At 72.5% G+C, this 22823-nt stretch carries 19 protein-coding genes and 1 tRNA gene; 15 read left to right on the top strand and 5 right to left on the bottom strand.

All coding sequences use genetic code 11. The features are described from left to right. The first annotated feature begins 224 nt into the window (after positions 1–224). Positions 225–1043 carry an SUKH-4 family immunity protein gene (locus ACZ4SW_RS25845; protein ID WP_468250363.1) on the top strand — a complete coding sequence of 273 codons (819 nt, stop codon included), beginning with the start codon at positions 225–227 and terminating at the stop codon, positions 1041–1043. 127 nt (positions 1044–1170) lie between these two features. Here the strand turns inward: ACZ4SW_RS25845 and ACZ4SW_RS25840 are convergent. Beyond that, positions 1171–1242, bottom strand: a tRNA-Cys gene (locus ACZ4SW_RS25840). Positions 1243–1497: 255 nt separating this feature from the next. On the opposite strand from ACZ4SW_RS25840, the gene ACZ4SW_RS25835 reads away from it, so the two are divergent. The 5 genes from ACZ4SW_RS25835 (at position 1498) to ACZ4SW_RS25815 (ending at position 6448) form a co-directional block, all read left to right on the top strand. Then, complete coding sequence (locus ACZ4SW_RS25835) at positions 1498–2961, top strand: MFS transporter (RefSeq protein ID WP_468250360.1); 1464 nt, start codon at positions 1498–1500, stop codon at positions 2959–2961. 32 nt (positions 2962–2993) lie between these two features. Further along, positions 2994–3191 carry a hypothetical protein gene (locus tag ACZ4SW_RS25830; RefSeq protein WP_103845121.1) on the top strand — a complete coding sequence of 66 codons (198 nt, stop codon included), beginning with the start codon at positions 2994–2996 and terminating at the stop codon, positions 3189–3191. After that, positions 3191–3559: a type II toxin-antitoxin system death-on-curing family toxin gene (locus ACZ4SW_RS25825; RefSeq protein WP_468250357.1), complete on the top strand. Its 369-nt coding sequence runs from the start codon at positions 3191–3193 to the stop codon at positions 3557–3559. Before ACZ4SW_RS25830 ends, ACZ4SW_RS25825 begins: the two co-directional genes overlap by 1 nt. 141 nt (positions 3560–3700) lie before the next feature. Further along, positions 3701–5506, top strand: a complete 1806-nt coding sequence (locus ACZ4SW_RS25820) for a DEAD/DEAH box helicase (protein ID WP_468250353.1) — start codon at positions 3701–3703, stop codon at positions 5504–5506. Between the two features lie 300 nt (positions 5507–5806). Further along, positions 5807–6448 carry an IclR family transcriptional regulator gene (locus tag ACZ4SW_RS25815; protein ID WP_468250351.1) on the top strand — a complete coding sequence of 214 codons (642 nt, stop codon included), beginning with the start codon at positions 5807–5809 and terminating at the stop codon, positions 6446–6448. Positions 6449–6464: 16 nt separating this feature from the next. On the opposite strand, the gene ACZ4SW_RS25810 is transcribed toward ACZ4SW_RS25815, so the two are convergent. After that, on the bottom strand, positions 6465–8030 hold the full coding sequence (locus ACZ4SW_RS25810; RefSeq protein WP_468250348.1) for a PucR family transcriptional regulator: 1566 nt from the start codon (positions 8028–8030) through the stop codon (positions 6465–6467). Between the two features lie 100 nt (positions 8031–8130). Between ACZ4SW_RS25810 and ACZ4SW_RS25805 the strand changes: the two genes are divergently transcribed. The 4 genes from ACZ4SW_RS25805 (at position 8131) to ACZ4SW_RS25790 (ending at position 13217) form a co-directional block, all read left to right on the top strand. Further along, positions 8131–8970 (top strand): chorismate synthase, encoded by an 840-nt coding sequence (locus ACZ4SW_RS25805; RefSeq protein WP_468250346.1) that lies wholly within the window; start codon positions 8131–8133, stop codon positions 8968–8970. Further along, positions 8967–10076, top strand: a complete 1110-nt coding sequence (gene menC, locus ACZ4SW_RS25800; RefSeq protein ID WP_468250344.1) for an o-succinylbenzoate synthase — start codon at positions 8967–8969, stop codon at positions 10074–10076. Before ACZ4SW_RS25805 ends, menC begins: the two co-directional genes overlap by 4 nt. Positions 10077–10722: 646 nt before the next feature. Then, the gene (locus ACZ4SW_RS25795; protein ID WP_468250342.1) at positions 10723–11511 is read left to right on the top strand and encodes a S16 family serine protease; all 789 of its coding nucleotides are present in this window, start codon (positions 10723–10725) and stop codon (positions 11509–11511) included. A gap of 422 nt (positions 11512–11933) precedes the next feature. After that, a complete protein-coding gene (locus ACZ4SW_RS25790) occupies positions 11934–13217 on the top strand; it encodes an MFS transporter (protein ID WP_468250340.1) in 1284 nt (427 codons plus the stop codon). Between the two features lie 9 nt (positions 13218–13226). Here ACZ4SW_RS25790 and ACZ4SW_RS25785 read toward each other — a convergent pair whose 3' ends face one another. Beyond that, positions 13227–13715, bottom strand: a complete 489-nt coding sequence (locus ACZ4SW_RS25785) for an Lrp/AsnC family transcriptional regulator (RefSeq protein ID WP_468250338.1) — start codon at positions 13713–13715, stop codon at positions 13227–13229. A 122-nt stretch (positions 13716–13837) separates the two neighbouring features. Here ACZ4SW_RS25785 and hppD point away from each other — a divergent pair, with 122 nt between their 5' ends. Both hppD and ACZ4SW_RS25775 read left to right on the top strand, forming a co-directional pair. Continuing rightward, positions 13838–14983, top strand: coding sequence for a 4-hydroxyphenylpyruvate dioxygenase (hppD, locus tag ACZ4SW_RS25780; protein WP_468250336.1), 1146 nt, complete (start codon positions 13838–13840; stop codon positions 14981–14983). An 86-nt stretch (positions 14984–15069) separates the two neighbouring features. Beyond that, positions 15070–16476 carry an FAD-binding oxidoreductase gene (locus tag ACZ4SW_RS25775; protein ID WP_468250333.1) on the top strand — a complete coding sequence of 469 codons (1407 nt, stop codon included), beginning with the start codon at positions 15070–15072 and terminating at the stop codon, positions 16474–16476. A gap of 20 nt (positions 16477–16496) precedes the next feature. Here ACZ4SW_RS25775 and ACZ4SW_RS25770 read toward each other — a convergent pair whose 3' ends face one another. Beyond that, complete coding sequence (locus ACZ4SW_RS25770; RefSeq protein ID WP_468250331.1) at positions 16497–16925, bottom strand: SsgA family sporulation/cell division regulator; 429 nt, start codon at positions 16923–16925, stop codon at positions 16497–16499. Positions 16926–17199: 274 nt separating this feature from the next. On the opposite strand from ACZ4SW_RS25770, the gene ACZ4SW_RS25765 reads away from it, so the two are divergent. Next, positions 17200–18540, top strand: a complete 1341-nt coding sequence (locus tag ACZ4SW_RS25765; protein WP_468250327.1) for an RDD family protein — start codon at positions 17200–17202, stop codon at positions 18538–18540. Positions 18541–18831: 291 nt separating this feature from the next. Further along, positions 18832–19566 carry an RDD family protein gene (locus ACZ4SW_RS25760; RefSeq protein WP_468250539.1) on the top strand — a complete coding sequence of 245 codons (735 nt, stop codon included), beginning with the start codon at positions 18832–18834 and terminating at the stop codon, positions 19564–19566. 99 nt (positions 19567–19665) lie between these two features. Here the strand turns inward: ACZ4SW_RS25760 and ACZ4SW_RS25755 are convergent, their stop codons facing one another. Beyond that, positions 19666–19956, bottom strand: coding sequence for a hypothetical protein (locus ACZ4SW_RS25755; protein ID WP_468250324.1), 291 nt, complete (start codon positions 19954–19956; stop codon positions 19666–19668). 494 nt (positions 19957–20450) lie between these two features. Between ACZ4SW_RS25755 and ACZ4SW_RS25750 the strand changes: the two genes are divergently transcribed. Next, the gene (locus ACZ4SW_RS25750; RefSeq protein ID WP_468250321.1) at positions 20451–22802 is read left to right on the top strand and encodes an immune inhibitor A domain-containing protein; all 2352 of its coding nucleotides are present in this window, start codon (positions 20451–20453) and stop codon (positions 22800–22802) included. Positions 22803–22823: the final 21 nt, after the last annotated feature.

Here is a 22823-nt window from a genome sequence, read left to right as displayed (position 1 = left end):
GTGGACGAGACGGTGGTGTCGATCCCGGCCGGGCGGGCGGGTGCGCGGATCGGGTGAGGCGCGGACGGACGGGTTATTGCCGCGGCGTTGTCAGTGGTGCCGCGTAAGGTTCTCGGCGTTGGGGGAGAGCTGCCCGGCAGGACGATGTGTCCTGCCCTGCGGTCGCTCTGGGCCAGGCACGAAACACCCGGGGGATGACGATGGGCACGACTGACGCCTGTGGCGTGATCACGCCGACTGGGACGGATCCGTACGCACAGGGGTCGGGGACACCGTGCGGACAGTCGTTGCTGCGGCGGGCGGCCGAGCTGGTCGACGACGCGGAGAGGCTCGCCGAGGAACTGCGCGACCAGATGGTCATCGGGACGCTGCGCACCGTCGACCGTGACCTGGAGTCCCTCCTGCTGGCCGGCGCCACCGGGCGGGTACCCACGACGTACGTCTCCCGGCGCACCCCTGGCCCGATGGACCTCTCGCCGCTCGCGCCCGCCCTGGAGGCGCTGCTGCGGCTCGCGGCGGTGACGGACGAACTGACCGCCCCTGCGGGCGGGCTCGCCGCGCACGCCCTGATCCGTCCTCTGGCCCGGATCGCCCGCCCCGGCACGGGCCTCGCCCTGGACCTGCCGCCGCGGCTGCTGGACGAGGAGTTCGGCTCCGCCGCGATCGTGCGCTTCGAGGACGTCGACTTCCCCCGCACACTCACGCACGAACCGACCCGCCGTTTCCTGCGCGAGGTGGGCCTGCCGGAGACCGGCTACTGGTTCGAACTGGACACGGACCTGCCGCTGCCGACGCTGGCCGAGTACCACGCGGACGACGAGGGGGTCCCGGAGGACGACCTCCCTGACCGGGCGGACCGTCTGATACGCCTCGGCAGCCTGCTGGAGGACACGAGCCTGCTCCTCGACGGCGCCACCGGAGCGGTCCTGTGCTGGAGCGAGCCGGACGCGACCCTGCGTCCGCTCGACGCGGACATCTCCACCCTGGCCTTCACGGTCTGGCTGGCCCACCGCGACAAGAGAGTGAGGAAGCGACCGACCTGAGGCAGGCGCCGGTGCGGAAACGGAACTCCGGAGCCCGTGGCGGGAATCGAACCCGCGTAACTCCCCGCGGGCGGAGCCCGCTGATGCATGCCGTGCAGGCGAGTTCTTGGGGCGCTTGCGCGTTGGGAGGCCGTGGCGGGAATCGAACCCGCGTAACCCGCTTTGCAGGCGAGTCCCTGAACCACTCGGGCACACGGCCGTTCACCCCGGGCCGTACCACTCGGGCACACGGCCGGGATCCGGTGCGGAGCGAGTTGCTCGTTCCGACCCGGTGCACCGACCGTACGAGTGGGCAGCTCACCCGCTCAAGAGGATCGGCGGCCCTGCAACGGGACTGCCATACGCCGTTCACGAAACCCCGTGAGGGGGGACCCGAGTCCTACGACCGACGTCCCAGCCGATCACCGTCTCCTGACAGGAGCCAATCCGCTTCGAGCCCCTTACGCTGACCTGTATGACCGCCCTGGACCCCCGCGACACCGACGTCGCCGACGCCCCTGCCGCCCCTTCCGACGCCACCGGAGGGGTGCTGAGCCGGCCCTACCGGGCCCTGAGCATCGGGATCGTCTCCGTGGTGCTGCTCATCGCCTTCGAGGCCACGGCCGTCGGTACGGCGATGCCGGTGGCCGCGCGGGAGCTGGACGGGCTGTCCCTGTACGCGTTCGCGTTCTCGGGCTACTTCACGACCAGCCTGTTCGGCATGGTGCTCGCCGGCCAGTGGTCGGACCGCAACGGTCCCCTCTCCTCGCTGACCTGGGGCATCGCCGCCTTCGCGGCCGGGCTGCTGCTCTCCGGGACGGCGAGCGCGATGTGGCTGTTCATCCTGGGCCGGGCCGTGCAGGGGTTCGGCGGCGGACTGGTGATCGTCGCGCTGTACGTCCTCGTCGGCCGGGCGTACCCGGAGCGGCTGCGCCCGGCGATCATGGCGGCGTTCGCGGCGAGCTGGGTGGTCCCCTCGGTGGTCGGCCCGCTGGCGTCGGGCGCGGTGACCGAACAGCTCGGCTGGCGTTGGGTGTTCATCGGGATCCCCGTACTGGTGGTGTTCCCGCTGGCGCTCGCCCTCCCGCAGATACGGCGGCGGGCGGGCGGCCCCGCCACGGAGGCCGCCGCCCCCTTCGACGTCCGCCGCATCCGGCTGGCGTTCGGCATCTCCCTGGGCGCAGGACTCCTCCAGTACGCCGCCCAGAACGCGTCCGGCTCAAGTAATCACTGGCTCTCCGTCGTCCCCGGTGTGGCGGGCGCCGCCCTGCTCGTCCCGGCGGTGCTCGGGCTGCTGCCCCGCGGCACCTACCGGGCGGCGCGCGGCCTGCCGTCCGTGGTGCTGCTGCGCGGCGTGGCGGCGGGTGCCTTCGTCTCGGCGGAGAGTTTCATCCCGCTCATGCTCGTCACCGAGCGCGGGCTGTCGCCGACCCTGGCCGGGTTCTCACTCGCGCCGGCCGGCGCGACCTGGGCGCTGGGCTCGTACCTCCAGTCCAGGCCGCGCCTGGAGGCGTACCGGGAGCGGCTGATGATGCTCGGCATGGTCGTCGTCGCCGCCGCGATCGCCGCCGCGCCCAGCGTGCTGATCCACGCCGTGCCCCCGTGGATCGTCGCCGTCGCCTGGGGTTTCGGCTGCTTCGGGATGGGCCTGGTCATCTCCTCGACGAGCGTCCTGCTGCTGAAGCTGTCCGCCCCCGAGGAGGCGGGGGCGAACTCGGCCGCGCTGCAGATCTCCGACGGTCTGACCAACGTGGTGCTCCTGTCGGCGGGCGGTGCAGCGTTCGCCGCGCTCGGCGGCGGAGCCGTGGCCCACACGGCCACCGGGGCGACCGCCCACGGCTCCCATCCGGCCGCGTTCGCCGCGGTGTTCCTGCCGATGGCGGGTGTGGCGCTGGTGGGGGCGTGGGTGACGACCCGGTTGCGGACGGAATCCCGCTGACACCGAGTGGTACCACGTAGTACCGTCGAAGCATGGCTGGACTGAACCTGCGGTTTACGGACGAAGAGCTCGAGGCGCTGCGCGAGCGTGCGGCGGCGGAAGGGCGCAGCATGCAGGCGTTCGCCCACGATGCCGTGATGTCGGCCATAAACGAGCACTCGCGTCTGTTCAACGAGGCGGCGGAACACGTTCTGAAGGTCAGCGCGGAGCTGAACCGGAGACTCGCCTGATGCACTACCTCACACTTCCCGAGCTGCTGAACCTGACGAAGCGGCTCGGGGTGGACGACGTGCGCGACTACGGGCTTCTGGACTCGGCCCTCTCGCGTCCTCAGTCGAGTGTGTTCGGTCAGGACGCCTATCCCGACGTGTGGCAGAAGGCTGCCGCGCTGATGGAGTCCCTTGCCCGCAACCACGCCCTCGTCGACGGGAACAAGCGCATCGCCTGGTATGCGACCTGGGTGTTCCTGCACGTGAACGGGCATCCCCTGGATGCGGACTTCGACGTGGACGAGGCTGAGCGATTCGTGCTGGACGTGTGCCAGGGCGCCCTGGACGTACCGAAGATCGCCGCCCAGTTGCCGCGTTTCGCGCGCTGAGCCAGGTGCGTGCGCGGCGCGGTGTGAGCTGAATCCCATCCCCGGCCGACCCGGCGCTGTCCGGGCGTTGACCCCACCGGGTCGCCGATAGGGTGGCCCGGTTGTCATACGCAGCCGAGCCGTCCTACCCACACGGAGACCGTGTCTACCACCGCCGCCAGCTCCAGCTCCTCGCACTCCCACCATCTCTCGCCCGCCTTCCCCGGCCGCGCCCCCTGGGGCACCGCCGGCAAGCTGCGTGCCTGGCAGCAGGGGGCGATGGAGAAGTACATCCAGGAGCAGCCGCGTGACTTCCTCGCCGTCGCCACCCCCGGCGCCGGCAAGACGACGTTCGCGCTGACGCTCGCGTCCTGGTTGCTGCACCACCACGTGGTGCAGCAGGTGACCGTGGTCGCGCCGACCGAGCACCTGAAGAAGCAGTGGGCGGAGGCCGCCGCGCGGATAGGGATCAGACTCGACCCCGAGTACAGCGCCGGGCCGCTCGGCCGGGAGTACCACGGCGTCGCCGTCACCTACGCCGGTGTCGGCGTGCGGCCCATGCTGCACCGCAACCGGGTCGAGCAGCGCAAGACCCTCGTCATCCTGGACGAGATCCACCACGCGGGCGACTCCAAGTCCTGGGGCGAGGCGTGTCTGGAGGCGTTCGAGCCGGCGACCCGCCGACTCGCCCTGACGGGTACGCCGTTCCGGTCCGACACCAACCCCATCCCGTTCGTGACGTACGAGGAGGGACCGGACGGGATCCGGCGCTCGGCCGCCGACTACACCTACGGATACGGCTCCGCGCTCGCCGACGGGGTCGTGCGGCCGGTCATCTTCCTCTCCTACAGCGGCAACATGCGCTGGCGCACCAAGGCGGGCGACGAGATCGCCGCCCGGCTGGGCGAGCCCATGACCAAGGACGCCGTCAGCCAGGCGTGGCGCACGGCGCTCGACCCGCGCGGCGAGTGGATGCCGAGCGTGCTGCGCGCCGCGGACCAGCGGCTGACCGAGGTCCGCAAGTCCATCCCGGACGCGGGCGCCCTCGTCATCGCCTCCGACCAGGACTCGGCCCGCGCCTACGCCAAGCTGATCCGCGAGATCACCGGCGACAAGGCGACCCTCGTGCTGTCCGACGACGCGGGCGCCTCCGACCGGATCGACGAGTTCAGCAACAACGACGACCGGTGGATGGTCGCGGTCAGGATGGTGTCCGAGGGCGTGGACGTGCCCCGGCTCGCGGTCGGCGTGTACGCGACCACGATCTCGACGCCTCTCTTCTTCGCGCAGGCCGTCGGCCGTTTCGTACGGTCCAGGCGGCGCGGCGAGACCGCGTCCGTGTTCCTGCCGACCGTGCCGGACCTGCTCTCCTTCGCGAACGAGATGGAGCGGGAGCGCGACCACGTCCTCGACAAGCCGAAGAAGGCCGGCGAGGAGGACCCGTACGCCGAGTCCGAGAAGGAGATGGAGGACGCCAACCGGGAGAAGGACGAGGACACCGGCGAGCAGGACATGCTGCCGTTCGAGGCGCTGGAGTCCGACGCCGTCTTCGACCGGGTGATGTACAACGGCGCCGAGTTCGGCATGCAGGCCCACCCGGGCAGCGAGGAGGAACAGGACTATCTGGGCATTCCTGGCCTTCTCGAGCCGGAGCAGGTGCAGTTGCTGCTCCAGAAGCGGCAGGCCAGGCAGATCGCGCACAGCCGCAAGAAGCCGGACGCGGAGGCGGACCTGCTGGAACTGCCCGCGGAACGGCGGCCCGTGGTCACCCACAAGGAACTGATGGAGCTGCGCCGGCAACTGAACACGATGGTCGGCGCGTACGTCCATCAGAGCGGCAAGCCGCACGGCGTGATCCACAACGAGCTGCGGCGGGTGTGCGGGGGGCCGCCGAGCGCGGAGTGCACGGCCGGGCAACTCCGGCAGCGGATCGCGAAGGTCCAGGAGTGGGCCACGCGGATGAAGTGATCCGCCCCGAGGCCCGCCGCGCCGGACTACGGGACGTATCTCCGCAAAACGAACCACTCCCAACCGGCCACTGACCGGATTCTGGACGGAGCCTTCCGCTGAGCGAACCGGCTCGCTACTGTCCCGCTACGCACACGCCCCGTGGCAGCGCCGCCGCGGAGCGCAGCCGTGAAGCGACTGAGTCCGGGAGCCGCCCGGGCCGCCAGCCGATCGGCGGCCTCTGAAGCGCGTCGCCGACGGGACTCGGCGCCGCACCCGCCGCGAGGGGGCCGCCGACCTCACCACTAAGGAGTGGGCGTCGTGACCGCGGAGACTTCCCAGACGCTCGACCGGGGACTCAGGGTCCTCAAGCTGCTCGCCGACACCGACCACGGGCTGACCGTCACCGAGCTCTCCCACAAACTGGGCGTGAACCGGACCGTGGTGTACCGGTTGTTGGCCACGCTGGAGCAGCACTGCCTCGTACGCCGCGACCTGGGTGGCCGCGCCCGGGTCGGGCTCGGCGTACTGCGCCTGGGCCGCCAGGTGCATCCGCTGGTACGCGAGGCCGCGCTGCCCGCGCTGCGGTCGCTGGCCGAGGACATAGGCGCGACCGCGCACCTCACGCTCGTCGACGGCTCGGAGGCGCTGGCCGTCGCGGTGGTCGAGCCGTCGTGGACCGACTACCACGTGGCGTACCGCGCCGGGTTCCGGCACCCGCTCGACCGGGGGGCCGCGGGCCGCGCGATCCTCGCCGCCCGTCAGCAGCCGGTGGCCGAACCCGGGTACACGCTCACCCACGGCGAGCTGGAGGCGGGCGCCTGCGGGGCGGCCGCACCGCTGATCGGCGTGACGGGGGTCGAGGGCAGCGTGGGCGTCGTGATGCTGGCGGACTCGGTACCGGAGAGGGTGGGCCCCCGGGTGCTGGACGCCGCGAGGGAGGTGGCGGAGGCGCTGCGCTGACCCCCGGCGCCGGCCCTCAGCCCCTCAGCACCCTCAACTGCAGCCACAGAGCCAGCCGTTCGTCCGCGTCGTCCAGGTCCACCCCGAGCTGCCGCCGCACCTGACGCAACCGGTACCGGCAGGTGTTCGGATGCACGGCGAGCCGCTGCGCCGCACCCCCCACATCACACCCCGCCTCCAGCCACGCGAGCAGCGTCGCCGCGTATTCCGTGCCGTGCCCGGCGTCGTACGCCACGACCTCCTCCCACGCGCCCGCGGCCAACTCCCGGCGCCCCCGCATCACTTCGGCGAGCCGCAGCAGCGTGATCCGGGCCCGCACCTGGCGTACGGACGCCACCGGCAGCTCCGGCCCGAGCACCCGCAGCACCAGGTCCGCGTCCTGCCGGGAGGCGGCCGCCCCGGCGAGGGAGGGCACCACCTCGCCGAGCCCCGCCCGCACCGGCACCCGCAGTGCCCGTCCCGCCCGCCGCACGATGTCCTCCGCCAACCGCACGTGCCGCTCACCCCCACGCGTCCCGGAAGCGGGCAGCAACGCGTACACCACCCCGTCGGCCAGCACGCACGCGTGCCGCCCGTACCGCGCCTCGCACTGCAGCCGTACGAGATCCAGCAGCCGCAGCGTGGTCTGCTCGCCGTCCGGCGCGGACGGAGCGGACGGCCCGGACGGCGCGGACACCGTGGAGTCCAGGACGAACGCGGCGACCCGTACGGCCTGGAGCCCGAGCCGGTGCCCGGCGGCGGCCGGGTCCGCGGTGCCGTCGAGGACGCGGCGCAGCAGGGCGCCGTCCTGATGCCGGGCCAGTTCCTGCGCGGCGCGCGCCCGCAGCAGGAGCAGGGCCGCCGTGGACGCTCCCCGCGCCAGCGCCTCCTCGGCGTCGGGTGCGAGCCGGCCGTCGTCCACCACCCACAGGGAGCCGAGGGTCTCGCCGCCGGCGCGGACGGCCACGGCGAGCCGGGGCAGCGCCCCGGCGAGGGCCGGCAGCCGCACCGGGCCGGGGGCCGCGAGGACGGTCCGGTACTGCTCGGCGTTGTCCGGGATCTCGGGCACCTTCAGGCCGAGGATGCCCTGGCGGCGGTCCTCGTCCGTGGCCTGCCCCGGAACCGTCGAGTAGGCGAGGATCCGCTGCCCCGGGTCCTCGATCGCGGTGGCCCCGCCGACGGCCGCCGCGACCGCGTCGGCCAGCGCGAACAACTCCCCGCGGGTGTCCCCGCCGCCCCCGGCCGCCGGGCGCGCCGCGATCGCGGACGCCAGCAGCAGGTGCACCTGGTGCCAGGCCGCGTCCTCGTCCACGGAGAGCAGGGCGACGCCGGCCGCCTCCGCCTCGGCGACCGGCCCGTCCGTGCCCCGCACGACGACACCGGCCACCCCCGCCTCCGCCGCGGCCCGCACCAGCGGCCCGGCGGCCCGGGCGGCCACGCCCACCGCCAGCAGCAGGGCGCCCGGGGCACGGGGGAGCGGGGCGTGGGCGTCGTACAGCAGCACCTCGGTGACGGGCGCGGTCAGCCCACCGGGAGCGGTGCACAGACGCAGCGAGGGTTCGCCGACGACGTCCAGCAGGTCGCCGAGTGTGCGGACGTCCATGGTGTGTCCCCGGGTTGTTTGGCCGATCCCCTCAGCAACGTACGCAGACGTTGTCCGTCTCCACAACGCCGCCGGCCGTCCGTCCTTCGACACTCGTGACATGACTGCAGAGACGGACCGACCACCCGTCCGCACCCCCGCGGACGACGCCGACCATGCCGCCCGTGCGGCCGGGGTCACCGTGCGCACCGTGCACGACGTCACCGGGATCGCCGCCGTGGCCGACTTCTTCAGCGACGTCTGGAAGACCCCGCGGCAGGCGCCGCCGCTGCCCGCGGAGGTGATGCACAGCCTGGTGCACGCGGGCGGCGCCGTGCACGCCGCCCACACCCTGGACGGGGGCCGGCTCGCCGGGGCCTGCGTCGCCGTCTTCGGGCCGCCGGCGTCCGCGGACGCGTACTCCCTGGTGGCGGCGGCCGACCGGGGTGTCGGGTACGCCGTGAAACAGGCGCAGCGCGGCTGGCTGCTGGAGCGCGGCGCCCGCACCCTGCGCTGGACCTTCGACCCGCTGGTGGGCCGCAACGCCCGTTTCAACCTGGTCAAGCTGGGCGCGACGGGCACCGAGTACCTGGTCGACTTCTACGGCCCGATGGCCGACGGCGTCAACGAGGGCGACGAGAGCGACCGGCTCACGGTGACCTGGGACCTGGCGGCGCCGCGTGAGGGAGGCGAGAGCGGCGACCGCGCCGCCGCGCCCGTCACGCACCTCGCGCCCGACGGCGCCCCGCTCGCCCGCCGCTCCCACGACGGCCGGCAGGTGTGGTGCAGGGTGCCGGACGACATCGTCGCCCTGCGCGCCGCCGACCCCGCTCTCGCCCTGCGCTGGCGGCACGCCGTCCGTGACGTCTTCACCGGGGCCTTCGCCGAGGGTTTCGCGGCGACGGGCATGTCCCGGGACGGCTGGTACACGCTCACGCGCGAGGAGGACCCCAGGGCATGAAACTCGAACGCGTCGAGATCGTCCATGTGGCGATCCCGCTCGTGACCCCCTTCCGCACCTCCTTCGGGACGATGACCACGAAGGACACCTTCCTGCTGCACGTCGTCACGGACGCCGCCGAGGGCTGGTCGGAGTTCGCGGCCGACCCCGAGCCGCGCTACTGCTCGGAGTTCGTCGCCGGGGCCGAGATCGTCCTGCGGGACTTCCTGCTGCCGCGCGCCGCCGCACTGCCGCGGCTGACGACGGCCGCGCTCGCCCCGGCCATGGCGAAGGTCAAGGGGCACGAGCTGGCGAAGGCGGCGCTGGAGACGGCGGTCCTGGACGCCGAGCTGCGCGCCCACGGCATGCCGCTCGCGACCTACCTGGGAGCGGTACGGGACCGGGTGCCGGCCGGTGTGTCGGTCGGCATCAAGGACTCCGTGCCCGAGCTGCTGGACGACGTCGAGCGCTACCTGGCCGAGGGGTACGTCCGCATCAAGCTGAAGATCGAGCCGGGCTGGGACCTCGAGCCCGTACGGGCCGTGCGCGAACGGTTCGGGGACGCGCTGCCGCTCCAGGTCGACGCGAACACGGCGTACACGCTCGCCGACGCCGAACACCTGCGGCGGCTGGACGAGTTCGGGCTGCTGCTGATCGAGGAGCCGCTGGACGAGAACAACCTGCACGCCCACGCCCGGCTCCAGCAGCGCCTGGCGACCCCCGTCTGCCTGGACGAGTCCCTGCACAACGCCCGCGACACCGCCTCCGCGATCGCCATGGACGCCTGCCGCGTGGTGAACGTCAAGCCCGCGCGGGTGGGCGGCTACCTGGAGGCCCGGCGCGTGCACGACGTGGCGCACGCGCACGGGGTGCCGGTGTGGTGCGGCGGCATGCTGGAGACGGGCATCGGCCGCGCGCCGAACCTCGCCCTGGCCGCCCTGCCCGGCTTCACGCTCCCGGGCGACACCTCGGCGTCGGCCCGCTACTTCGCGGAGGACATCACCGAGCCGTTCGTCCTGAAGGACGGCCATCTGCCGGTCCCGACCGCCCCCGGGATCGGCGTGGCACCGCTGCCGGACGCCCTACGTCGCTTCACGACGCGAAGGACGGACCTGCACCCGGCGTGACCCCGCCCGGGCCGGGCCGGCCCCCGCCCCCGCCTGGGCCGGCCTCCCCGCCCGGGCCGGACCCCGACCCGACCGGGGCCAGATCCCGACCCGCCCGGGGCCAGATCCTGACCCACCCGGGCCACACCGGGCCCTGGCCGGGGCCGGTCCGGGTTTTGGCAGGCCCGGCCGGGACGGGACCGGGCCCGGCTGCGGTCCGGGCCGCGGTGCGGCGGGGAGCCGGCCGGGGCGCGCCGGGACCCGGCCGGTGCGCGGCCGGTGCGGGGCCGGGACCGGGCTGTGGTCCGGCGCGGAGTCGGCCGGTGCTGAACCGGGGCCCGGCTGGGGTGGGACCGGACCGGGATGCGGTCCGGGGGACAGCCGACCGGGGCTGAACCGACGTTCGGCCGTGGGCGGCCCGGCTCGGGCCCGGACAGACCCGCGGGCGGCCAGCCTTGGGCCTGGCAGACCCGGCCGGGGCGGGACCGGACCCGGCTGCGGTCCGGGGCGCGGTGCGGCGGGGAGCCGGCCGGGGCGCGGCCGGTGCGGGCCCGGGACCGTGCTGCGGTCCGGCGGGGAGCGGGCCGGGCCGGAGCGAGGTCCGGTCGGGACGGGACCGACCCGACCGGCACCTGGCCGGAAGCCGCCGTCGCGTTAGATTGATCCCGTGCTCTCTCGTCTCTCCCGTCCCAAGGCCGTCGCCGTCTGCGCCCTGCCCGTCGCGGCTCTGCTCGCCGCGGCGCTGTTCGCGCCGCTGCCGTTCACCGTGGCGCAGCCCGGCGACACGGCGAACGTGCTGGGCGAGAACAAGGGCACCCCGGTGATCACGATCAGCGGGACGCCCACCCGCACGACGACCGGCCAGCTACGGATGACGACGATCGAGGCGACGGGCCCCGACGCACGCGTCTCGCTCGGCGACGTGGTCGACGGCTGGTTCCGCACCGACCGGGCGGTCCTGCCGCGCGACGCGGTCTACAGCGGCAACTCCGACAAGGAGATCGAGCAGCACAACGTCGCGCAGATGCAGCAGTCCCAGGACGCGGCGACCCGCGCGGCCCTGTCGTATCTGCACCTCAGCGAGAGGAACGTCAAGGTCACGCTGAAGCTCGCGGGCATCGGCGGCCCCAGCGCGGGGCTGCTGTTCACCCTCGGCATCATCGACAAGCTCAACGGCGACGGCACCGGCGGCGACCTCACGGGCGGCCGCACGATCGCCGGTACGGGCACGATCGACGCCTCGGGCCAGGTCGGCCCGGTGGGCGGCGTGGCCCTCAAGACCCAGGCCGCCAGGCGCGACGGCGCGACGGTGTTCCTGGTCCCGAGGGCGGAGTGCGCCGACGCGAAGGCCGAACTGCCCGACGGGCTGCGGCTGGTCCCGGTGACCACCCTCAAGGGCGCGGTCGACGCCCTCAAGTCCCTGGAGAAGGGCAACGGCTCGGTCCCGAGCTGCTAGTGCTGTGACCGGAAAGGTTCACCGGCTCGCGACGCCCGGCACGGCACCTCGCCGCGTTGTCGCATCACCCGAGTACATCCAGTACGCGGGCGATGCTCCGCCTTGCGATGTACCGCACCGGACGCCGCGAGCTTCCCGGCAAACCTTTCCGGTCACAGCACTAGCCGACGGAACCCAACTCGGGGGCTCTGCGGGAGCGATCTCTTCCGCTATCTTGTTACCGCGTCGTAGTTAAGGGCTCAACCAGGCCTGCCGACGCGGTTTTTCCTGTCTCGACTCCCGTTTCCGAGCGGAGTTCCACGTGACCCAGTGTTGTGTCATGCCCATGGCCGAAATGTCCGAAGTCCCCTCGTCCGCGTGAGCGGCGGAGAACGCTCCGGCCGTCCGTCCGTGCCCCCGCTCACCGAAAGTCCCCTCTCTTCGTGACCGTCTCCCTGTACGAGGTCCCACCGGCCGGCCGGCACGCCGCAGTGCCCACGGGCGGCCTGTTCCGACGGGTCTACGCACCGCGCGCCTGCGACGCGCTCGCCTACTCCATGGCGACCTACGCCATGCCGCTGGTCGTGCTGGCCACCACCGGCTCCGCCTCCCTGACCGGCCTGGCCTTCGCCCTGGAGTGGATTCCCCGGGTGGCCGCCTTCGGCTTCGCCGGCGACCTGGTGGACCGCAGCGGCGCGGCGATCGTGTGCTTCCTCGCCTCGCTCGCGCGCGCCCTGCTGGTGGCGGGCGCCGCCGTCGTGCTGGTGATGGTGCCGCGGGGAACGGCCGAGACCGTCACCGTCATGGCACTGGCCGCCGTGACCGGTGCCCTCACCCAGTTCAGCTTCATCGCCAACGAGGCGGTGGGCGCCATCGTCGGCCGCCGCGCCGAGGGGCGGTCCCACAAGGTGCAGCCGGTGCTGATCGGCATCGACCAGACGGCCACCCTCGTCGGTCCGGCCCTGGGCGGCGTTCTGCTCCTGACCGGGCCCACCCGCATGCTCGTGTGCCTGAGCGTGCTGTCCTTCCTGTCCGCCGGCCTCGCCCTGCAGACCCCGCCCACACCCCTGCGCGCCGCGGGCGGCCAGGGCGGAACGGGGCGCCGCGGAGGCATGCGCCAAGGCTGGCAGACCCTGCGCTCGCTGCCCTCCCTGCGGCGGCTCGTGGTCGGCCTCGCCTGCTCCAACCTCGCACTCGGCCTGCTGCAGTCGGCCGGCCCCGTCCTCGTGGAGGACCGCTTCGGCCGGTCCCCGGCCGCCGTCGGCACGCTCTGGTCGGTCGCCGCCGCGGCCACGCTGGTCGCGGTGACCTGCTGCCGGTTCGCCCTCGGCCGGCTGGGCCTGTGGGGGGTGGGCGTGATCAGTGCGACCGTGGCGTCCGCCGCCTGCCTCGCCGTGCCGCAGGCGCCGTCCTACACCGGCTACACGGCCCTCGTGGCCCTCTTCATGGCCGCCGACGGAGGGCTCACCGTGGTCCTGCGCACCCTGCGCTCGCTGATCATCCCGCCTGCGGCCTTCGGTACGACCCTGTCCCTGACCATCCTGCTCCTGCTGCTGCCCTTCCCGGTGGCGGGCGTCCTGCTCGCCGTCACCCCGCCGCCGTACCTGACCGACGTCATAGCGGCGTGCGCCGTGCTGCAGGCCCTGACCCTGCTCGTCACCTTCGTACGACTGCGCAAGGACCCGGTGCTCCGTGCCACCGCGGACCCGGCCACCTCCGCGGCCTGACCGCGCCGGTCAGCCCCGCTCAGACCCTTCGGGGTCCTGTGCCGCCTGCTCCACCAGCGGGATGATCCGCAGCGGCACCGCGTTCTCCATCACGATCGCCGTCGAGGCGCGGACGATGCCCTCGAAGCCGACCACCCGGTCGATGACCCGTTGCAGGTCCGCGTTCGAACGGGCCACCAGGCGGCACAGCATGTCGCCGCTGCCCGTCGTCGTGTGCAGCTCCAGGACCTCCGGGACCGTCGCCAGATGGGCCCGTACGTCCGCGCCCTGGCCCTGGCGGATCTGCAGGGTCGCGAACGCCGTGACCGGGTAGCCGAGCGCCGCCGGGTCCACCTCCGGGCCGAAGCCGCGGATCACGCCGTTCGCCTGCAGACGGTCCAGCCGCGCCTGGACCGTGCCGCGCGCCACCCCCAGCCGCCGGGACATCTCCAGCACCCCGATGCGCGGCTCCCGGGCCAGCAGCACGATGAGCCGGGCGTCCAGATGATCGATCGCCATGACGCGCTCCTCGATGGTCATCCTGTACAGAACGCCCGGCGCGACGGGGCATTCACTGAGCAGATTGCCCAGTCTGAAAGCAAACTATTGCGCACCTTGCAGAGCCGGGCGACGCTTCCGCTATGACGCAGACCACACACCACGCCCCTGACACCGCGCGCGAGGCCGACCCCTTCCCGGTGAAGGGAATGGACGCGGTCGTCTTCGCGGTCGGCAACGCCAAGCAGGCCGCGCACTACTACTCGACCGCCTTCGGCATGCGGCTCGTGGCGTACTCCGGACCGGAGAACGGCAGCCGCGAGACCGCGAGCTACGTCCTGGAGAACGGCTCCGCCCGTTTCGTCCTCACCTCCGTCATCAAGCCCGCCACCGCCTGGGGCCACTTCCTCGCCCAGCACGTGGCCGAGCACGGCGACGGCGTGGTCGACCTCGCCATCGAGGTGCCCGACGCCCGCGCCGCCCACGCCTACGCCCTCGAGCACGGCGCCCGCTCCGTCGCCGAGCCGTACGAGCTGAAGGACGAGCACGGCACCGTCGTCCTCGCCGCGATCGCCACCTACGGCGAGACCCGCCACACCCTGGTCGAACGCTCCGGCTACGACGGCCCCTACCTGCCCGGCTACGTCGCCGCCGACCCGATCGTCGAGCCGCCCGCCCACCGCACCTTCCAGGCGATCGACCACTGCGTCGGCAACGTGGAACTCGGCCGCATGAACGAATGGGTCGAGTTCTACAACAAGGTCATGGGCTTCACGAACATGAAGGAGTTCGTGGGCGACGACATCGCCACCGAGTACAGCGCCCTGATGTCCAAGGTCGTCGCCGACGGCACGCTCAAGGTCAAGTTCCCGATCAACGAGCCCGCCATCGCGAAGAAGAAGTCACAGATCGACGAGTACCTCGAGTTCTACGGCGGCCCCGGCGTCCAGCACATCGCGCTCAACACCAACGACATCGTGCGCACGGTCCGCACCATGCGGGCGGCCGGCGTGGAGTTTCTCAGCACCCCGGACTCGTACTACGACACCCTCGGCGAGTGGGTCGGCGACACCCGCGTGCCCATCGAGACCCTGCGCGAGCTGAAGATCCTCGCCGACCGCGACGAGGACGGCTATCTGCTGCAGATCTTCACCAAGCCGGTCCAGGACCGCCCGACGGTCTTCTTCGAGATCATCGAGCGCCACGGCTCCATGGGCTTCGGCAAGGGCAACTTCAAGGCCCTGTTCGAGGCGATCGAGCGCGAGCAGGCCAAGCGCGGCAACCTGTAGGGCCCCGCCCCCGGAGGAGCACCCACCCTCACCGCTCCTCCGGGGGGAGCTCCGGGCTTCCCACCGGCGTCCCCCGGTGCAACGCTGTGATCATGAGCCGTATCGAAGCCCCGCGCGACGAAGTCACCGGCAACCTCCTCGACCGCCTCCTGGCCGGCCTGCCGGCCGAGGCCGTCCTGACCGACCCCGACGTCACGGCCTCGTACGCGAACGACATGGCGAGCTTCTGCGCGGCCGGCACCCCGGCCGTGGTCGTGCTGCCCCGCACCGTCGAACAGGTCCAGCACGTCATGCGGACCGCCACCGAACTGCGCGTCCCGGTCGTCCCGCAGGGCGCCCGCACCGGCCTGTCCGGCGCGGCCAACGCCTCCGACGGCTGCATCGTGCTCTCGCTGACCAGGATGGACCGCATCCTGGAGATCGACCCGGTCGACCGCATCGCCGTCGTCGAGCCCGGCGTCGTCAACGCCGCGCTCTCCCGTGCGGTGAACGAACACGGCCTGTACTACCCGCCGGACCCCTCGAGCTGGGAGATGTGCACCATCGGCGGCAACATCGGCACCGCCTCCGGCGGCCTGTGCTGCGTGAAGTACGGGGTGACGGCGGAGTACGTCCTCGGCCTCGACGTGGTCCTCGCCGACGGACGCCTGATGTCCACCGGCCGCCGTACCGCCAAGGGCGTCGCCGGATACGACCTCACCCGGCTCTTCGTCGGCTCCGAGGGCTCCCTCGGCATCGTCGTACGGGCGATCCTCGCGCTGCGGCCGCAGCCGCCCCGGCAGCTCGTCCTGGCGGCCGAGTTCGCCTCCGCGGCCGCCGCCTGCGACGCCGTGTGCCGGATCATGGCCGGGGGGCACGTGCCCTCGCTGCTGGAACTCATGGACCGTACGACGGTGAAGGCCGTCAACGCCCTGGCCCACATGGGCCTCCCGGAGAGCACCGAAGCCCTGCTCCTCGCCGCCTTCGACACCCCGGAGCCGGCCGCCGACCTCGCCGCCGTCGGCGCGCTGTGCGAGGCGGCGGGCGCCACCCAGGTCGTACCGGCCGACGACGCGGCCGAGTCGGAACTGCTGCTGCAGGCGCGCCGGTTGTCGCTCCCGGCGCTGGAGGCGGTCACCGGCACGACGATGATCGACGACGTGTGCGTACCGCGCTCCCGGCTCGGCGAGATGATCGAGGGCACCGAGCGCATCGCCGAGAAGTACCAGCTCACCATCGGGCTCTGCGCACACGCCGGCGACGGCAACACCCATCCCGTCGTCTGCTTCGACGCACAGGACCCCGACCAGTCCCGGCGCGCCCGCGAGTCCTTCGACGAGATCATGGCCCTCGGTCTGCGGCTCGGCGGCACGATCACCGGCGAGCACGGCGTGGGCGTCCTGAAGAAGGAGTGGCTGGCGCGCGAGATCGGGCCGGTCGGCGTGGAGATGCAGCGGGCCATCAAACACGTCTTCGACCCGCTGGGCATCCTCAACCCCGGCAAGCTCTTCTGACCGGTTCGGCCGCCGGGGGCTCACTCGTCATCGGCAGGGGCCGGGGCGAGCAGGGCGGTGAGGCCGTCCTCGAGGCCGAGCCGCCCGGACTCGGAACCCGGCGGAACCAGCCGCAGGGTGCGCTCCAGCCAGGCCGACACCGGGGCGGCGGGCGCCTCCAGCAGGGCGTCCCCGCCCGGGGAACTCAGCGCCATCAGCACCACACTGCGGCCGCCCGACTTCGCCGGCCACACCCGCACGTCCCCCTGCCCGCAGGCCCTGAACACGCCCTCCACCAGCAGCTCGCGGGCGAAGGTCCAGCTCACCGGCTGGTCGGAGTCTATGTGGAAGGTGATGTGGACGGCGTACGGGTCGTCGGTGCGGTAGGCGAGCCTGGCCGGCACGGGGACGCTGCGCTCGCGGGACAGCACGAGTCCGAGCTGCAGTTCGCGTTCCACCACGGTGTGCATGACGTGAGGTTCCTCTCCGGTACGGGGGGCCTGGGAGCGGCCCGTACGAGTGAGAGCACGGCGGCGCGGGACCATTACGCGGGTTTCCCGGGATTTTTTCGACCGGCGGGGGTCCGGGGGTCATCCCCGGGAAAACACAGCCGGAACCGTGCGGGAGTGCGGCTCGACCATGACCGGAAAGTGGGCCTTGTGGCCGGAGCCGCCCGGGCTCGGGCGCGGGTCTGATAGATGTGGATCCCCACACGACCCCCCGAGCAGATACGGGACGACGGACATGAGCGCCCCAACCCCGGCACCCGGTGACGACAGGCCCCGCGAAGGCTACTACCCGGACCCGTCCATTCCTGGATATGTCCGGTACTGGAACGGCGCCGCCTGGGTGCCCGGCACCAGCCGGCCGGCGCCCACCGACGGCGAGCCGCTCCCCCCGCCGGCCGGCGCGCGCCCCGCGCAGCCCTCGGTGGAGGAGACCGGGCCCCACTTCTTCGACGAGGACCCGGTCGGCGAACCCGATCGGGGCGCCCCAGCCGACGGCGGTCCGCAGCCCGCCCCGGCCTGGGGTGCCGACCGCTCCCAGCAGTCCGGCTTCGGCGGCGACCAGGACCGCCGGGTGTCGTGGGGCGCGGACCCGCGGCGGCCGGCCGCCGAGACGGGGGCCACCGACGAACCCGCCCCCGCCGAGGGCACCATGACGATCCGTGCGGCCGCCCCGCGCACGGGGGAGCAGGGCGGAGGAGCCGCGGCGGCCGGTGCGGACGCCGGTTCCGGCTCGGGACGGCCCGGCGCCGCGCGCCCGACGAGCACGCAGGCCGCGGCCCGTCAGGCCCTGGGCCTGGACCCGGAGGCCCCCGCCCCCGTCCCGCAGCAGCAGCCGTCGGCCCCCGCCCCCGCCCCCGTCCCGCCCCAGCAGCAGCCTTCGGCCCCCGCGCCCTCGGCACCCGCGGCGGGGCTGCCCCCGCAGCAGCCCGCCGCGCCCGTCGCCACGCCCCTGACCAGTGGCCCCGGCGGCGGCCAGCCCTCCTGGGCGCAGCAGGTGCACCAGTTGGCGAGCCCGGGGGCCGAGGGCGGGCCCGTCGCACCCTGGAAGCCGCCGGTGGAGGACCCGTTCCAGGCGGCCGCCCGGGCGCAGGCGGCGGCCCGCCCCGCGGGCCTCGGCAAGCGGCTGGCCGCGCGGCTGCTGGACACCCTGGTCCTGGCGGCGGTCACGGGCGCGGCCGCGGTCCCGCTGAGCGCGAAGGCGATCGACCACGTCAACGCGAAGATCGAGGCGGCCAAGCTGTCCGGGCAGACCGTCACGGTGTGGCTGCTCGACGGCACGACGTCGGTCTACCTCGCGATCGTGCTGGCCGTGCTCCTGGGCTTCGGGGTCCTCTACGAGGTGCTGCCGACCGCCAAGTGGGGGCGCACGCTGGGCAAGAAGGTGTGCGGTCTGGAGGTGCGGGACATCGAGGCCCACGACCCTCCGACCTTCGGCCCGTCCCTGCGCCGCTGGCTGGTCTACAGCATCCCCGGCGTGCTCGTCGTGGGTGTGGTGGGCGTGCTGTGGTGCGTGTTCGACCGACCGTGGCGCCAGTGCTGGCACGACAAGGCCGCCCATACGTTCGTGGCGGCCTGACCCGTACGGACCTGTAGGGATGCGGAGCCGGAGGGTTCGCGGTCGACTCGGGCCATGAGCACCGAACCGCCACCCCCCGGCCGAGGGGGCGCCCCGGCCGCCGACCGGCCACCGCCCGGCCGCGGTGCCGTGCCCCACGGCGGACCCACGCCTGCGGGTGCACGGTCCGGCGGCCGGCCGACGCATGCGCGCAGGCCCTGGTCCCACGGATCGCACTGGTCCGACGGATCGCCCGGGCCCGGTGGCTCACCCGGGCCCGGTGACTCCGGCGCGCGGTCCGGCGGCCGGCCGCTGCGCGGCGAGTCGGCGTCCGGCGGTGAGCCGCCCGGCGGCGAGCCCCCGCCCGGCGGCCGGCCGCCCCACGGACAGCCCCCTTCGGGCGGTGAACCACCCGGCGGCCAACCCCCCGGCGGCAGCCCTCCGTACGGCACGCCCCCGCCCCACCCCGGCGGCCCCCACGACGGCGAAGGCGCTCACGGCGGCGGTCCGTACGACGGCGGCCCCTACGGTGCAGGCGGCCCCCACGGCGGCGGGGGCCCGGCCGGCCCCTACGACGGCACCGACCCCCTCGCCGGTATGCCCCCGCTCGCCGACAGCGGCAAACGCGTCCTGGCGAGGATCATCGACATGATCCTCGTCGGCGTCTTCGTCTGGCTGCTGTCCTGGGCGTTCCACACGGTCGAGTACAACGTCGAGGCCACCAAGGTCGACACCGGCAAGTCCCTCGGCCAGTCCGTGATCGCCGCCGTGCTCTACATGGCCTACGACACGATCCTGATCAGCAGGACCGGGCAGACGTTCGGCAAGAGGCTGCTGAACATGCGCGTGGCCAACCTCGACGACGGCTCGAACCCCTCCCTGCAGGCCTCCCTGATCCGCGCCGCCGTGCTGTGGCTGCCGTTCGCGTTCTGCTGTGCCTGCGTGTGGACCGCGATCTGCGGCGGCTGGAGCTTCTTCGACCGGCCCTACAAGCAGGGGCTGCACGACAAGGCGGCCAGGACGGTGGAGGTCAGCACGGTGGGCTGACCGGGAGGGCGGTGGCGCACGCAGGAGCCGACGGGCCCGTGCAGCACGGGCCCGGCGACTCCTGCGTTCCGTGTGAAGTCGTGTGTTCGAGCGCCCGGTTCAGGGATTCGCCGGCTCGTGGACGGGCTCGGCCGCCGCGGAGGATCCGACCGACGCCGTCGGGCGCCCGGCCGGTGCCTGCTGCCGCGCGGTGGCACGCCCCGCGACGGCCGGTCCGGACTTCGGCAGCGGTACCGTCACGGCGACCAGCAGCCCCAGTGCGAGGGCCGCCAGGGCGATCACGGCGATCCCCAGACCCGAACTCGTCTGTGACAGCAGCAGCATGGCGAGGGTGGAGAAGATCACGGTGCAGGAACCGTAGGCGAGCTGTGCGGCGTTCGGACGAGGCATGGCCATTCCTCGGGGTGGGGGACTCCCCCCGTGCCTCTCGTGATGGGGGAGGATGCGGACAACTCTGGACAGGATCGGTGAACTTGTACGTGCAACCACGGAATCGCGGCAATGACAACGGTGTCGGCAGGGCAAACCGCCGCCATTCCGGCGCTCCGCCCCTCGACTCTATTCGCCACCATGCCCGAGGGGAACGGCTGGTAAGCGTGACCTAACCCACGGTGCCGAAGCACAAGGGGCGCACGGAGTCATGCGTTCCAGCAACTGGACACGTGCGCGCGCCGGTTGACGGGGGATTATGCCGTTCGTGTCCGTTCGTATAGCGGACGTCCGGGTCCGTTAATGTATTTGACCTGTCCAAGTCAAGATCTGTCTTTTCTCGTAAACCTCCGGTCAAATGTCGTCACTTGACTACACGCGTTGATCAGGTGCGCGCGGGCCCCTCCATGACCAGGACCCCCTTCCGCGCGCCCGGGCGCGGGGGAGGAACTCAAGTGACGAGCAGACCCTGGACGTTCAGAGTCGCCGCGATCGGCGTCGCGCTGGCGGCGGCCTCCGCGACGTTCTCCACCTTCGCGGTCGCGGAGGCGAGCACGGGTGCCGGGCCGGCGGCCGTGAACCGGCACGACCCGGCGCCGGTGCGGCAGAAGGCCCACGACCTCGACGGCCCGCTGAGCAAGACCCAGAAGGCCCAGCGCCAAGAGGCCCTGGACCAGGTCATATCCGGCGATGCCCAGGTCAAGGACCGGGGCGGCTCGAAGGTCGTCCAGCTCAAGAGCGGGAAGGGCGAGGGCAAGTACGTCGAGCTCGGCCGCGAGAAGACGGACAAGATCTTCACCATCCTGGTCGAGTTCGGCGACAAGACCGACCCGAAGTACGGCGGGACCGCGGGCCCCCTGCACAACCAGATAGCCGCGCCGGACCGCACGCAGGACAACTCGACGGCCTGGCAGAAGGACTACGACCAGAAGCACTTCCAGGACCTCTACTTCGGCACCGGCAAGAAGACCGAGTCGCTGAAGAAGTACTACGAGAAGCAGTCCTCGGGCCGCTATTCGGTCGACGGCGAGGTCACCGACTGGGTCAAGGTCCCCTACAACGAGGCCCGTTACGGCAACAACGCCTGCGGTTCCACCACCTGCTCCAGCGTCTGGAACCTGGTGCGCGACGGACTGAACGCCTGGGTCGCCGACCAGAAGGCGGCCGGCAAGTCCGACGCCGACATCAAGGCGGACCTCGCCCAGTACGACCAGTGGGACCGCTACGACTACGACGGCGACGGCGACTTCAACGAGCCCGACGGCTACGTCGACCACTTCCAGATCGTGCACGCCGGCGAGGACGAGTCCGCGGGCGGGGGCGCCCAGGGCACCGACGCGATCTGGGCGCACCGCTGGTACGCCTTCGGCACGGATGCCGGCGCCGCCGGCCCCGACCACAACAAGCTCGGCGGCACCCAGGTCGGCGACACCGGCATCTGGGTCGGCGACTACACCATGCAGCCGGAGAACGGCGGCCTCGGCGTCTACGCGCACGAGTACGGCCACGACCTGGGCCTGCCCGACGAGTACGACACCACCGGCGGCGACAACTCGACCGGCTTCTGGACGCTGATGTCCTCGGGCTCCTGGCTCGGCACGGGCAAGGAGGCCATCGGCGACCTGCCCGGCGACATGAACGCCTGGGACAAGCTCCAGCTCGGCTGGCTCAACTACGACACCGCCAAGGCCGGCAAGCAGTCCACGCACAAGCTGGGCGTCGCCGAGTACAACACCTGGGACAAGCAGGCCCTCGTGGTCTCCCTGCCGGACAAGCCGGTCACCACCACCGTCGTGACCCCGGCGCAGGGCTCGACGCAGTGGTGGAGCGGCAGCGGTGACAACCTCAAGAACACGCTGACCCGTTCCGTGGACCTCACCGGCAAGTCCTCCGCCGCGCTGAGCCTGGACGGCTACTACGACATCGAGGCGGGCTACGACTACCTGTACGCGGAGGTCTCGACCGACGGCGGCGCCAACTGGACCGCCGTCGACGGCACCGTGGACGGCCGGCCCATCCCGCGCGACGCCAGCGACAAGCCCGCCCTGACCGGCACGGTCGACGGCTACAAGAAGCTGTCGTACTCGCTGGACGCCTACGCGGGCAAGAAGATCCAGCTCCGCTTCCGCTACCAGACCGACGGCGGCGTGGCCCAGAAGGGCTTCGCGGCCGACGAGATCACTCTGACCGCGGACGGCACGCCGGTGTTCTCCGACAACGCCGAGAGCGCGGACGCCGCTTGGACCGCGAACGGCTTCTCCCGTATCGGCGCGTCCTTCACCAAGACCTACGCGCAGTACTACATCGCCGAGAACCGCCAGTACGTGTCGTACGACAGGACCCTGAAGGTCGGCCCGTACAACTTCGGTTTCACGACGACCCGTCCGGGCTGGGTGGAGCACTACCCGTACCAGAACGGCCTGCTGATCTGGAAGTGGGACACCTCCCAGGCCGACAACAACACCAGCGTCCACCCCGGCACCGGCCTGATCCTGCCGGTCGACTCGCACCCGACGGCGCTGAAGTGGTCCGACGGCACGCTGATGCGCAACCGCATCCAGGCCTACGACTCTCCGTTCAGCCTGTACCGCACCGACGGCATCACGCTGCACAACGCGGACGTCGCGACGAAGATCAAGTCGTCGAAGGGCGTCCCGGTCTTCGACGACCACACCAGCACCTACTACGACCCGTCGAACCCGACCGGCGGTGTCAAGATCACTGACACCAACACCAAGATCAAGATCGTCAAGGAGGCCCAGGACGGCTCCACGATCTTGCTCCAGGTCGGACCCGCGGTGAAGTAGTCAGCGTTTTCGCAGGTCAGA

It is taken from the genome of Streptomyces sp. NPDC028331, assembly GCF_055565775.1.
Note: the sequence above shows the minus strand (reverse complement) of the source record. Positions and strands in the feature narration are given on the sequence as shown.

Bases quoted from the DNA above. Each gene is read 5' to 3' on its own strand.
- ACZ4SW_RS25805 (WP_468250346.1), top strand. From the start codon at position 8,131: ATGACTGCAGAGACGGACCGACCACCCGTCCGCACCCCCGCGGACGAC.
- menC (WP_468250344.1), top strand. From the start codon at position 8,967: ATGAAACTCGAACGCGTCGAGATCGTCCATGTGGCGATCCCGCTCGTG.
- hppD (WP_468250336.1), top strand. From the start codon at position 13,838: ATGACGCAGACCACACACCACGCCCCTGACACCGCGCGCGAGGCCGAC.
- ACZ4SW_RS25830 (WP_103845121.1), top strand. From the start codon at position 2,994: ATGGCTGGACTGAACCTGCGGTTTACGGACGAAGAGCTCGAGGCGCTG.
- ACZ4SW_RS25835 (WP_468250360.1), top strand. From the start codon at position 1,498: ATGACCGCCCTGGACCCCCGCGACACCGACGTCGCCGACGCCCCTGCC.
- ACZ4SW_RS25770 (WP_468250331.1), bottom strand. From the start codon at position 16,925: ATGCACACCGTGGTGGAACGCGAACTGCAGCTCGGACTCGTGCTGTCC.
- ACZ4SW_RS25825 (WP_468250357.1), top strand. From the start codon at position 3,191: ATGCACTACCTCACACTTCCCGAGCTGCTGAACCTGACGAAGCGGCTC.
- ACZ4SW_RS25755 (WP_468250324.1), bottom strand. From the start codon at position 19,956: ATGCCTCGTCCGAACGCCGCACAGCTCGCCTACGGTTCCTGCACCGTG.
- ACZ4SW_RS25785 (WP_468250338.1), bottom strand. From the start codon at position 13,715: ATGGCGATCGATCATCTGGACGCCCGGCTCATCGTGCTGCTGGCCCGG.
- ACZ4SW_RS25765 (WP_468250327.1), top strand. From the start codon at position 17,200: ATGAGCGCCCCAACCCCGGCACCCGGTGACGACAGGCCCCGCGAAGGC.
- ACZ4SW_RS25810 (WP_468250348.1), bottom strand. From the start codon at position 8,030: ATGGACGTCCGCACACTCGGCGACCTGCTGGACGTCGTCGGCGAACCC.